This window comes from Glycomyces tarimensis (assembly GCF_054776215.1).
In genome coordinates, this window is record NZ_BAAHCB010000005.1 from 569590 (window position 1) to 581983 (window position 12394).

Here is a 12394-nt window from a genome sequence, read left to right on the forward strand (position 1 = left end):
CACCCGGCTCCGCGCCGCAGTGGCAACACCGGCGCGGTGATGTCGTGTGCCAATTTTTCGGAGCCGACCGTCCGAAAAAAGTCCGCGATGCCGTGTATCTCCCGCACGAATGCGGTCTCTTCTTGTGATGAACGCGGTTGAAAACCGTCCAGGCCGTGACGACAGCCGTATTCCGGGCCTGAGCGCCTCCCGACCAAGCGGACATCGCCGGGACCCACAACCTGGCAGAAGTTGAGGAGAATGAACCGCGAGGAGAGTGTTCCTCAGCCCGACAATCGCATAACACCCCCCGAAACGAGAGGAGCTCCCATGCGTTTGGTGTTCTCCAACGAAGAACCCCACCTGGAGCCGAACCCAGGACGCGACCGTATGAGCGGCGTGCCGAGTCTGCCCGCTACAAGCCTCGACCGACACCAAGGGCGCGTACTGCGCCCTGGCCAAGTCGTGCGCGCTCCCGGTGCCCCGATGCCAGTGGGGACGATCTACCGCTACGACCGCCTGCTGATCGACGAATCGATCCTGGATGACGAATCCGCCCGACAGCACTTGGAAGGAGCGGTGCGGCCGATAGGCCTGCGGCTCGAATGTCAGGCGGCAAGCCATGTGGGTTCCCGCCATGGCGCGAAGCGGGTCCCCGTTTCCCTTACCGGGCACGGTGATCCCGCCGCCGTTGACGCCTGGGGCCTGCTCCAATCGCTGCGCACCGCCGCAGGTGAGGGACGCCTCAATTCGGAACTTGCCGAGAAAGTCCACTTGGAACACCTCCTCATATCATGCAACACTCCAGGAATCAGCGAAGCCGAGCCACCGGGCTCTGGCAATCTCCAGCCTCTCGGGCGTATCCCGGTGGACATGGTGAATCCGATGCCACCGCGCCGATCGTTGGACCGCCGTATCCGGGTAGCGATCCTTGATACCGGTGTACCGCAGGAACACCCCGGATTCGACGTCGCAGATCGCTCGTCTGGAGAGGACGCTTTCGTCCTTGTCGACCGGGCATTCCAAGAGGCCTTTGCCAAGGACTCTGATAGTCCCGCTCCTCCTCTCCACGAGCCGTGGGAGGGACCGGTCCACGAGAACACGCTGCTCGGCGAGGTGGCGACTCACTTCGGACACGGTACCTTCATGACAGGCTTGATCCGCCAAATCGCCCCGGACGCCCAGGTGTACTCACTGCGCGTCGTCCACAATGATGGGCTCGCATACGAACATGAGGTAGTCGGTGCACTTCACCATGTGGCCGACCAGGTTGAGGCAGCGCGCAACGGAGACACCGATGCGATCGGAGTCGATGTTGTGGTGCTCGCCTTCGGCTACGTCGATGAAAATCCCGAGGACCAGCCGGGCGGCTGGATGAGGCAAGCCATCGAACGGCTGACCGAACTCGGCGTGGCGGTTGTCGCCGCAGCAGGGAACCAGTCTTCCGATCGGCCGTTCTACCCGGCCGCATTTGCCGCGCACCCGCGTCCAGAGAATACGGCCCCAGTGCTGAGCGTAGGTGCTCTGAACCCGAATCGGAACGTTGCGATGTTCTCAAACGATGGCCCGTGGGTGGCCTGCTTCGCCACGGGCGCCGGGCTCGTGAGCACGTTTCCATGTGAGGCCAAAGGGTCGCTCATGCCCGATCGCAGGGCGCGCGCCTCATTCGCCGACCGCTACCGCGAAAGTCACGACCCCGACGACTTCTCCGCTGGCTATGCGGTCTGGGGCGGGACGTCGTTCGCCGCACCGCTGGCCGCAGCCTTCTGGCTGAACGCGATGTCGGAAGCCGGACCCTCGGAAGTTAAGAACTCCGACCAAGCTGTGGCTCGCGCCCGTGGGGCACTGGAGCGGTTGCGAAACCGCTAGCCTGAAGTAATGAACGCGATTCCGGCTCAAACTGCGGCTGCCGTCGACTATGACCGACGAGCAGAGCTCTATCTGGCTGCGCGCGCTGGCGACATGAAAGCACAACGGATGCTGGTCGAGGATCTGAACGAGCTGCTTTGGCGAGCGGCGCGTCGGGCGGGACTTGACCGCGAGAGCGCCTCCGATGTGGTCCAGACGGCATGGCTTCGCCTGTGGTGCAACGGAAGCAAGCTAGAACAGCCGCGTGCGTTGACGAAGTGGTTGCTCACTACCGTCAGACGCGAAGCCTGGAGATTGATCGGCGGCTCCCGCCGCGAGATTGCTGCCGATCCAATCGACATCCAGGAACCGGTCATCGCGGGTATTGAGGATGGCCTCGTCCGAAGTTCCGACCACGAGGCCGTACGACGTGCATTCCTTGCCCAGCCCGAAAGGTGCCGCCGACTGCTTTCCTACGTGGCGGCGGTAGATCGGCCCGACTATGACGACATCGCCGAAGCACTGGGGATGAAGCGGGGAAGCATCGGCCCTACACGGGGTCGTTGCTTGAACAAACTGAGGAAGACGCTGCTGGCCGATCCGGCCTGGAGCAGAGGTGAGGAGCGGGACGATGACGCGGCGTGAATACGACGGGCAGGGTGAGAACGAGCCGTTGGACTCCTGCGATCAGCGAATTCTGACGGTGATAAACGAGCTTCATGACAGGGATGATCCAGTCCCGCGGGACCTCAATGAGAGGGTGCTTTTCGCGCTCGAGCTTGAGGCCGAGCTTGACGCTCGAGTTGCCGGGATCTCCAGATCAGCCGAATTGACGCTTGTCCGGGGCGACACCGAGCTGGTGGTGGGGCAGGGGGATCCGGCCTCCATCACCTTCGACTGTGAGACTGTCACGGTCATGGTTACGCCTCGGCCCTGCTCAGCAGGGGAGGTGAGACTCGACGGATGGATCGGTCCAGAAGGCACCTACGAGATCGAATTGCGGAGCCCTCAGGGCGTCCGAAGGGTTTCGACCGAAGACAGCGGTCGATTCGTTCTCGAAGGGCTGCCTCACGGAGAAATGTTCCAAATGGTCATTCGCCCGGACGCGGAACTGCAGAGAGGAGGGCTGCCAGCGGTGGTAGTGACACCCGCTGTGCGGCTGTAGCATGTGAAGAATGCTTCCTCGCGCCTGGCGTCTCCTGTCTCGCGGTCAGCGTCTGCAGCGACGCGGTCGGATTGCCGAAGCCACGGAGTCGCTTGAGCAAGCGCTTACGCTACTGGGGTGGGACCCGGAGAATCCCCCGCCGCCAGGAACAGCCACTGCGCGTCTTACGGTGATGATCCTGGCAATTCGAGCACCGGGTCTGGCCTTCTCTGGTGACGCGCCGGCCGGATTGGCAATGCTCGATCAAGCCGAAGCATGCGCCACCCTCTCCGACCGCGGGATGCTGCTGCACCAACGCGCCTTTATTCTCTGGCAGAACGGCCGCCTCGCGCAGGCGCTCAGGTGGTTTGACGAGGCTGAACCGTTGCTGCAGACTCACGGCCCTGATTGGCTCTACGGAGCGTTGTTCCATAATCGGGCAGCAGTGTGGCGGGAGCTCGGTGAGCTGCAGAAAGCGCTGCACAGCGAACAGCGAGCTCGTGAACTGTTCGCGGTTGCGGGACACCACGTACATTCGGCTAAGGCCCTTCATGCGGAAGCCCTGATGTGGTTGGACCTCGGGGACGTCACCCGTGCAATCACTGCGTTTGAAGAGGTCAGGAAGCTGTACCGGCGACACGCCCCTGAACTTCAAGCATTCGTGAACGACTCCTATGCGGAAGCTATGATGAAGGTCGGAATGTACCGACAGTCCGGCGATCATTGGGCTGAAGCGATTGCCAGCTGGCGGCAACATGGCAACATGCGCGCCGCTGCTATCGCCGAGTTTCGGCGCGCGGTCGTCGCATACGAAGCAGGGGATCTAGATGCGGCAGGGGCATGGGCTAGGCAGGCAATGAACTCTCTGTACGACCAAGGCATAGAAACCTGGTCGTTCCTGGCACGATTGCTAGTGTTGCAGGCGCAATTCGATGCAGGCCAAGATGGTCCCGATTTCGCGACAAGGGTCGATATGCTCTGCTCGGCATTGGAGAGCCGTGGTTGGGAGTTCAGACTTGAGCAAGCCAGGATACTCGCGGCTCGCTCATATATCAGAATGGGGGATTTCGCTGCCGCATCGAGTCGGCTTATCAGTCCTGTTGCGAGCAATGGTTATGATGTGCTACCTGCCAGCTTGGCGAGGTATCTTGCGCTTGCGGAGCTTGCTGAAGCTGATGGTCTCGATCCATTCCCACACCTCATTGCAGGGCTGGACATGCTCAACGAATATCGCTCCGAGTTCGGATCGGTTGAGTTTCAGGCCGGCGTTTCAGCGTTGGGGATCCAGTTGGCTAGTAAGGGCCTGATTCTCGCTGCCAAGAGCGAAAGTCCTATGACGATGCTGGAATGGGTCGAGCGTTCGCGAGCCCAAGGGCTGCGTATTCCTCCCGTCAAGACCAGTGCCGACCCAGATGCTCGTGAAGCCCTGGGTCGTCTCAGGCAAGCCCGGCAGCGACTTTGGGACGCGCAGTTGGCTGAACGAGCCGATGCAGAAGCACTACAGCGCGTTCACGAGCTTGAGGAGGAAATTCGCGCCTACGACCGTGGTCAACGAGGCCCTGGGCAGCAGGCTGACCCCATTTCACCTCGAGCCATCCATGAGCTCGCTCAAGAGCGGAAGACCGTAGTGGTCAACCTGTTCGAAGTCGGCGGGTATCTGCGCGCGGTGCTTGCCGGCGGTGACGTGCTTCGGCACGTTCAGCTCATGGAACTGGGGGCCGCCGCGGAGGTTGGGCGGCGTCTTGGCGCGGACCTTGATGCGCTCGGATCCGCCTTCAAACTTCCAGATCGACTGCGGGTCAGTGTCGAGGGATCGCTTCGGCGTAACGCTGAGACGTTGGCCGAAGGCATTTGGAAGCCCATCAGCGAGTTTGTCGGCGACCACCAAGTCGTCATCGTTCCCCATAGCCAGATCGCTTGGGTACCTTGGTCACTGCTTCCTCCGCTACGCGGGCGTGCCGTTACTGTCGCTCCTTCTTCCGAAGCCTGGTGGCGAGCCGCCAGTCGTCGGGTCCCTAGTGGTCCAGCGCTCGTCGCTGCCGGCCCCGCGCTGAATACTGCAGGGAATGAGATCGAGGCGATCGCGGATCTCTACCCCTCGGCGTACCTCATGAGGGCTGACGAATCCGACCCAGAGCTCGTCCTCAAAGCTCTCGATGGTGCCTCCGTTGCCCATCTCGCTGCACACGGACACCATGAGCCGGACAATGTCCTGTTCTCGCGGCTCGATTTCCGGCAAGGCCCGCTCAACGCCTACGAACTCTTGGGCCTCGACCAGCCGCCCGGCCACGTCGTGCTTTCATCGTGCGACCTCGGCCGGTCCACCGTCGCCGTCGGCAATGAGACGCTCGGCTTCACCGCCGCGCTCCTCCACGCCGGCACCTCGACCGTCGTCTCCAGCCTTGGCCGCGTCCCCGACGACCTCGCCGCCGAGATGATGATCGACTACCACCGCCGCTGCGCCGCCGGAGCGACCCCTGCCGAGGCCCTCGCCGCGGTGGGGGAGAACCGCCCTTGGCACCCCTTCGTCTGCTTCGGCGCCTGAAAGGTTCAAGTCCTCGGCGGTTCCTCTCTCGTGAACGCAAAAGTGTTCGGTACAATTAATTTTTAGTTTCCGAACTCTTTTGTGAGAATGATGGCTCCCCGTGGAAGACCCTCACGGCGCTCGCTGTACGAGCGCCTCGATGCTGCAATCGCCCAGCTCAATGAGGACTACGGCGGTCTCCCGAGCGAGGAGCAGGCCGCTGACATCTGGTCGGACCTGTGGCATCGCGACACACACCACAGCACGGCCATCGAGGGCAACACACTCGCTCTAGAAGACGTCGAGCAGCTCCTTGAACGGGGCCGGACAACCCATGCGAAGCCGATGGTCGAGTACCTAGAGGTCAGAGGCTACGCGGACGCGGCCAGGTGGGTGTACGGACAGGCGAGGCGGGGAAGCACCAGGCAGGCGGGTCAGCCTCTGTTGACCTTGCAGGAAGTCCGCAACGTCCACTACCAGACCATGCGGCTGCTTTGGGAGGTCGAACCGCATCCACATGCCTCCGAGCAAGAAGGCCCCGGTGATTTCCGGCGCCACCAGATCGCGAGGTTCCCCGGCGGCATGAAGCCGCCGTCCTGGACAGAGGTTGATTCCCAGATGCGAACCTGGGTGGATCAGGCCTGTGAAATGGACTCACTTCCCGGTGGGCATGTGATGGAACGGCTCGCCTACCTTCACCATCGGTTCGAGCAGATCCATCCCTTCATCGACGGCAACGGCCGTACCGGCCGTCTGCTTCTCAATCTGCTGCTGGTCCGGCGGGGATTCACGCCGGTGGTCATCGAAAAGCGGCAGCGAGATCGCTACCTCGACTGCCTTCAAGCGGCTGATTCGGGAAACCTCGCGAGTCTCGCCGAGTTGCTGGTTCGCCAGGTGCTGGACAGTATCGAGCGGTTCGCCTTGCCGGCGCTCGCGACTCGTGAGCAGTTGGTGCCATTGGCGAGTCTCGTGACCGATGAAGTGAATGAGCCCTCGCTGCGGGCCGCCGCGATCCGCGGGAGACTTCGCGCGGCCAAGAACGAGTCCGGTCGATGGTTGAGCAGCCGAGCGGCGGTCGAGGAGTACCTCGCCAATCGGTACCGGAGGTGAGCAGGGTCGTTGGGCGGTGAGCGCTTGTGACGATATGGTGGGCGTCACCGCAACACCAGTTGAAGTCATCCCCTTGAGGTCCCTCATGACTCATGCCGTCGCCCACCACGTGCCGGAAGCCGGCCCGGGCCGGGCCGCGCAGCGGCGGGGCGCATCCTGATGCGCCGCCGCTGGCTCCCCGTCGCCGTCGCCGTCGCCGCGCTCGTCGTGGTCGGTCTCGCCGCCCAGGGCACCGGCGTCCAGTGGCGCGAAGGCGACATCCCGTTCCAGGCCGAGGGCACCCACGCGCCTCCCGGACCGGAGGAGACCACCGAGATCCCGCTTCCCACCGAGACCTTCACCATGGCGGAGGACGAGGGCTCCTCCCTGCCGCCCTGGGTCTCGTGGCTGCTCCTGTCGATCCTGGTCGGCATCCCGGTGGCGTTGCTGCTGATCGTCATCGCGCGGCGCATCATGTGGTGGATCATCGACACCCAAGCGGGCGACCACCGTCCCGAACCCGAGCCCGAGTACCTGCACCACGACGTGGCCCTCGTCGAGCAGGCCGTCGCCGCCGGACTCGCCGAGATCGACCTCGGCACCGACCCGCGCAGCGCCATCATCGCCTGCTGGGTCCACTTCGAGAACGCCAGCGAGCGCGTCGGCATCCCCCGTGAGGCCTCGGACACCCCGTCGGACCTGGTTCGCAAGCTGCTGCAGCACCATGAGCTGGACGGCGAGTCGCTGCGGAAGCTGTCGGAGGCGTACCTGGTGGCGCGGTACTCGCCCCACGACGTCGGCGAGAGCGACCGCGACCGGGCCCGCGCCGCACTCGTCGACCTCCAACGCCAACTCGGCGTCCGGGAGACGCGATGAAGGACTTCCTCGCACCGTTCGGGCGGCTCCGCTTCTGGCCCGCCGTCGGCGTCGTCACCGCCGCCGGCGCCTTCTGGGGCCTCGCCCGGCTCTCCGGCCTCGACGTCTCCCTGTGGCAACTGGTCCTGCTGGCCCTCGCCGCACTGGTCGCGAGCACCATCGTCTCCTCGATGCGTCCCGACACCGAGCCCGGCCCCGAGCTCACCACCCGCATCGTCAACGCCCCCACATGGCGCCCCTTCATCGAGGTCAACCGCTGGGAAGACCAGCTCATCTTCGCCGAGACCAAGCCCGGCCGCTTCGAGGAGAGCAAGGCCAAGCAGCGCCTGGTCGAGCTCGTCGACGAACGCCTGCGCCTGCGGCACGGCCTGTCGCTGGGCTCCGACCCCGAGCGGTGCCGCGAGCTCCTCGGCGAGCGCACCCACGCGTTCCTCACCAGCCCCGTCAGCGACTGCCCCACCGAATGGCAGCTCCACGAGTACCTCACGAAGATCGAGGAGATCTGATGCAGCACAACGACGCCCCGCCGATCAGCCTGGACGAGGTGGCCCGGCACTCCCAGGCGGTCCTCAAGTCCGTCCAGTCGGTCATCGTCGGCAAGGAGTCCTCGCTCAAGCTCGTGCTCGCCGGGATCCTCGCCGGCGGCCACATCCTCCTGGAGGATCTGCCGGGGCTCGGGAAAACGCTCACCGCCCGATGCTTCGCGCAGAGCCTCGGATTGGACTTCCGGCGCCTCCAGTTCACGCCGGACCTGCTGCCCGCGGACGTCACCGGTTCCTTCCTCTACAACCAGAAGACCGGCGAGTTCGTCTACCGCAAGGGCCCGGTCCACACCAACCTGCTGCTGGCCGACGAGATCAACCGGACCCCGCCGAAGACCCAGTCGGCCCTCCTCGAGGCCATGCAGGAACGCCAGGTCTCGGTCGAGGGCGAGACCTACCGGCTCCCGCGGCCGTTCACCGTGCTCGCCACGTCGAACCCGGTCGAGTTCGAAGGCACCTACCAGCTGCCCGAGGCGCAGCTCGACCGGTTCCTCCTGCGCGTCTCCTTCGGCTACCCGAACGAGCACGAGGAGTGGGAAGTCCTCCAGCGGCGCCTGAGCCGCCGCCAGGAGGACGTCGAGCTCTCGCCCGTCATCGACGCCCCGACCCTCGTCAAGATGCAGGAGGCGCTCGAGCACGTCACCGTGGAGGACTCCGTCGGCCGCTACATGGTCGCCATCGTCGCCGCCACCCGCAACCACTCCCAGCTCCAGGTCGGCGCCTCCCCGCGCGGCTCCCTCGCGCTTCTGCTCGCCGCCCGGGCCCTGGCCGTCCTGGCCGGGCGCGACTTCGTCACCCCCGACGATGTCAAGGGCGTCGCCGCCTCCGCGCTCTCCCACCGCATCACCCTGCGCCCCGAACTGTGGATGCGCCGCATCGACCCCGCAAGCGTCATCACCGACATCTGCGGCGGCGTCGAAGCACCCCAGACCGCCCAGAGCCCCAGCTACAGCCAGACCACAGCCGAACGATGAGCCTGGCAGCCGACCCCGCGCTGCGCCTGCGCACCGACAACGCGCGGGCGCCCCAGCGGCGCGAACACGAGCGACCGGTCGAGTGGCGGCGCACCGCCTCCCTCACGCGCGCGGTCACGCTCGCCGCGGTCTGCCTGCTCGGATCGGTCGCGTTCGGACGCGTGGACCTCGCGCTCATCGCCGCCCCCTTCGTCGTCGGCACCGCCCTGCTCCTGCGCGAGCGGCCCACGGAAGCGCCGCAGGCCTCGCTCGACGCCGGCGACCAGACCTGCGCCGAAGGCGGCACCGCCTCGGCCGTGCTCACCGTCGTCAATCCCGAGCCCGCCCCCGTCACGACGCTGGTCACGGCGACCGCCGACTCCTGGATCGACCTCCAGATCGGGCGCGGCGACTTCGCCGAGCGCATACCCGCCTCCACCGCCCGCGAGATGGTCGTCGCCGGCCGCGCCAGGCGCTGGGGCGGCCACCACCTCGGCCCGGTCCACCTCCAGTCCTTCTCCTGCGGCGGCCTGCTGGAGACCACCGTCCAGAGCCTGCCCGGCGCGAAGGTGTGGGTGCTCCCGGTCCCCGACTGGTTCGAATCCGACGAGTCCCTGCCGTTCGCCGACGGCGTCGCCGGCGTCCACCGCTCCCGCCGCCTCGGCGACTCCGGCGAGCTCGCCGAGGTCCGGCTCTACCAGCCCGGCGACCGGCTCCGCCGTATCGACTGGCGCACCTCCGCGCGCTCACAGGAGCTGTACGTCAACGCGACCTTGTCCGAACGCGACACCGACGTCACCCTCATCCTCGACCTCCAGCTCGAGGCCGGCGAGTCCGGCGGCATCGACGGCACCGCCTCCGTCGCGGACCTGACCGTCCGCGCCGCCGGGGCCGTCGCCGCCCACTACGCGATCCAGGGCGACCGCGTCGGCTGCATCGAGTTCGGCTCCCGCGGCCGGCGCATGCGCGCCGGGGCCGGCAGGCGCCACAACGTGGCGCTCCTGCGCTGGCTCGCCTCGGTCGATATCCCGCCGGACCCGCTCCCGCCGTCGGTCGAGATGCTCCGCCGCCAACTCGACAACCACCGCTCGCTGCACGTGGTCTTCACGCCGCTCCTCGGCGAGCGCTCCATCGCACTGGTGGCCTCGCTCGCGCGCGCCGGGCGCCCGGTGCTGTGCGTCGACACCCTGCCCGACTACGTCTCCCCTCCCGGGCGCACACATTGGACGCCGTATGCGGAGCGGCTGTGGCGCCTGAGTCGATCGAACACCATCATGGAGCTGCGGGACCTCGGCGTCGCGGTGGAGCCGTGGAAGGGCGCGGCCTCGCTCGACACGGTGCTCGCCGAACTGGTCAGGAGGCGGTACCGGTGAGCGACGTCCAGCGCGGCCTTCTCGAGGCGCTCCGCGACGGCATGCGACTGCGGGCGCGGGCCGGACGCAGGCGCGTCGGCTCGTGGCTGCGGCGCCTCGCCCCCGCCGCGGTGCTGCTGCGCGTCACCGTAGGACTGTCCTATTTCATCGCCGCCGAGCTCGTCGTGCCGCCGCACTGGTCGTCGTCGGCGGTCTTCGCCGTCCTCGCCGCCGCGGTGTCGCTCGCCGCGGCCCTCGCGCCGGCAGGCGCCGCCCCGCTCGCCGCCTCCGGCGTCGTGATCGGCTCCTGGCTGCTGACCACGAGCCTGTACGCGGAGCACGAGCCGAGCCTGTGGATCGCCGCGCCCGCCGCCGTGCTGCTGTACGCGGGGCATTCGGCCGCGGCCATCGCCCAGCGATTCCGAACGACCACTGCCGTGGACGGTGAGATCATCCTCACCTGGGCCCGCCACCTGGGGATCGTCTCGGCATCGACGCTCGGCTTCGCTGGAGTTCTGGCCCTGTTCACCGCCTATTTCGCCGCGATCGCCCCGGCGGTCGCGGTGGGTATCGGAATGGTGGCGGCAGTCACCGTGATCTACGTCCTCGCGCGTTCCCTACACAACCCGAGCTCGCGGTAGTCAGAATTGAACACGTGAAACGTATAGTCGTGATAGGTGCCGGTCACGTCGGTTTTTACGTTGCCGAACGCTTGAGCAAGAAGCTGAAGAGCGACATCAAGCGCGGTCATGTTGAACTGATGGTCATCGACCCCAACCAGCACATGACCTACCAGCCGTTCCTGCCCGAGGCGGCCGCAGGCAACATCTCTCCACGCCACGGCGTGGTGCCGCTGCGCCAGGCGCTCAAGCGCTGCACCATCGTCACCGGCGGCGTCACGGAGATCGACCACGCCGGTCGCAAGCTCACCGTGCAGCCGATCGCGGGTCCGACCCGCGAGATCGAGTACGACGAGATCGTCGTCGCCCCCGGTTCGGTCTCGCGGCCGCTGCCGATCCCCGGCCTGGCCGACGTCGCCATCGGCATCAAGTCGATGGGCGAGGCCATCTGGCTGCGCAACCACGTCCTCCAGCGCTTCGACGTGGCCGCCAGCACCACCGACCCGGACATCCGCCGCAAAGCGCTCACGTTCGTCACCGTCGGCGGCGGCTTCGCCGGCGCCGAGACCCTCGGCGAGCTCGAGGACCTCACGGCCACGGTCGTCGAGAACTACCCGGAGATCGACCCCGACGAGATCAAGTGGTACCTCGTCGAGTACGCCGACAAGATCCTCCCCGAGGTCGGCCCGCAGATGGGCGCCTACGCCGCCCGCCAGCTCACCAAGCGCGGCGTCGACGTCCGCCTGGGCACCACCCTGAAGTCCTGCGAGGGCGGCCACGTCGTCCTCACCGACGGCGAGGAGTTCGACTCCGACACCGTCATCTGGACCGCCGGCGTCATGCCCAACCCGCTGCTCAAGCAGACCGACCTGCCGATCGGCCCGAAGGGCCACCTGGAGTGCAACACCCGCCTCCAGGTCGCCACCGGCGTCGAGGCCGGCACCGCCCAGGTCGGCGAGGTCGTCGACTGCGCCTGGGGCGCGGGCGACTCCGCCCAGGTCCCCGACACCTCCGACTTCCCGATGCCGTACTGCACGCCCAGCGCGCAGCACGCCGTCCGGCAGGCGCACGTCCTGGCCGACAACCTCTACGCCAAGCACGTCGGCTCGGCCCTCAAGCCGTACGAGCACAAATACATCGGCTCGGTGGCCGGCCTCGGCCTGTACAAGGGCGTCGCCAACACCTACGGCTTCAAGGCCAAGGGCCTGCTCGCCTGGCTCATGCACCGCGGCTACCACCTGTCGCGCGTGCCCGGCGTCGGCCGCAAGAGCCGCATCCTCGCCGACTGGATCGTCGGATTCTTCACCAAGCGCGAAATGGTGCAGCTCGGTGAAATCAGCCTCGGCCGCGAGCCGTTCGAGGCCATCGCCTCGGGCTCGGACCCCGCACGGGCCGGAAAGCCGATCGGTTAGTCGATACAGTTGGGAGCACCGCGGGTGACCACCCGTGGTGCTCTCGGCTTATGTG

General features: G+C 66.5%; 11 protein-coding genes. All 11 read left to right on the forward strand.

The genetic code is table 11. The features are described from left to right. Positions 1–309: 309 nt before the first annotated feature. The 11 genes from ACYVK3_RS08090 (at position 310) to ACYVK3_RS08140 (ending at position 12339) form a co-directional block, all read left to right on the forward strand. Positions 310–1848, forward strand: coding sequence for a S8 family peptidase (locus tag ACYVK3_RS08090; RefSeq protein ID WP_460496769.1), 1539 nt, complete (start codon positions 310–312; stop codon positions 1846–1848). A gap of 9 nt (positions 1849–1857) precedes the next feature. After that, positions 1858–2472 carry an RNA polymerase sigma factor gene (locus ACYVK3_RS08095; RefSeq protein ID WP_460496770.1) on the forward strand — a complete coding sequence of 205 codons (615 nt, stop codon included), beginning with the start codon at positions 1858–1860 and terminating at the stop codon, positions 2470–2472. Beyond that, positions 2459–2992, forward strand: coding sequence for a hypothetical protein (locus ACYVK3_RS08100; RefSeq protein WP_460496771.1), 534 nt, complete (start codon positions 2459–2461; stop codon positions 2990–2992). The genes ACYVK3_RS08095 and ACYVK3_RS08100 overlap by 14 nt, the downstream gene beginning before the upstream one ends. Before the next feature lie 172 nt (positions 2993–3164). Then, the gene (locus ACYVK3_RS08105; RefSeq protein WP_460496983.1) at positions 3165–5516 is read left to right on the forward strand and encodes a CHAT domain-containing protein; all 2352 of its coding nucleotides are present in this window, start codon (positions 3165–3167) and stop codon (positions 5514–5516) included. 87 nt (positions 5517–5603) lie between these two features. Next, positions 5604–6605, forward strand: a complete 1002-nt coding sequence (locus ACYVK3_RS08110; protein WP_460496772.1) for a Fic family protein — start codon at positions 5604–5606, stop codon at positions 6603–6605. 159 nt (positions 6606–6764) lie between these two features. Beyond that, positions 6765–7460 (forward strand): DUF4129 domain-containing protein, encoded by a 696-nt coding sequence (locus tag ACYVK3_RS08115; protein WP_460496773.1) that lies wholly within the window; start codon positions 6765–6767, stop codon positions 7458–7460. After that, positions 7457–7966, forward strand: a complete 510-nt coding sequence (locus ACYVK3_RS08120; protein ID WP_460496774.1) for a hypothetical protein — start codon at positions 7457–7459, stop codon at positions 7964–7966. Before ACYVK3_RS08115 ends, ACYVK3_RS08120 begins: the two co-directional genes overlap by 4 nt. Next, the gene (locus tag ACYVK3_RS08125; protein ID WP_460496775.1) at positions 7966–8976 is read left to right on the forward strand and encodes an AAA family ATPase; all 1011 of its coding nucleotides are present in this window, start codon (positions 7966–7968) and stop codon (positions 8974–8976) included. The genes ACYVK3_RS08120 and ACYVK3_RS08125 overlap by 1 nt, the downstream gene beginning before the upstream one ends. Next, positions 8973–10328, forward strand: a complete 1356-nt coding sequence (locus ACYVK3_RS08130; protein ID WP_460496776.1) for a DUF58 domain-containing protein — start codon at positions 8973–8975, stop codon at positions 10326–10328. The genes ACYVK3_RS08125 and ACYVK3_RS08130 overlap by 4 nt, the downstream gene beginning before the upstream one ends. Continuing rightward, a complete protein-coding gene (locus tag ACYVK3_RS08135; RefSeq protein WP_460496777.1) occupies positions 10325–10948 on the forward strand; it encodes a hypothetical protein in 624 nt (207 codons plus the stop codon). Before ACYVK3_RS08130 ends, ACYVK3_RS08135 begins: the two co-directional genes overlap by 4 nt. A 14-nt stretch (positions 10949–10962) precedes the next feature. After that, positions 10963–12339 carry an NAD(P)/FAD-dependent oxidoreductase gene (locus ACYVK3_RS08140; protein ID WP_460496778.1) on the forward strand — a complete coding sequence of 459 codons (1377 nt, stop codon included), beginning with the start codon at positions 10963–10965 and terminating at the stop codon, positions 12337–12339. Positions 12340–12394: the final 55 nt, after the last annotated feature.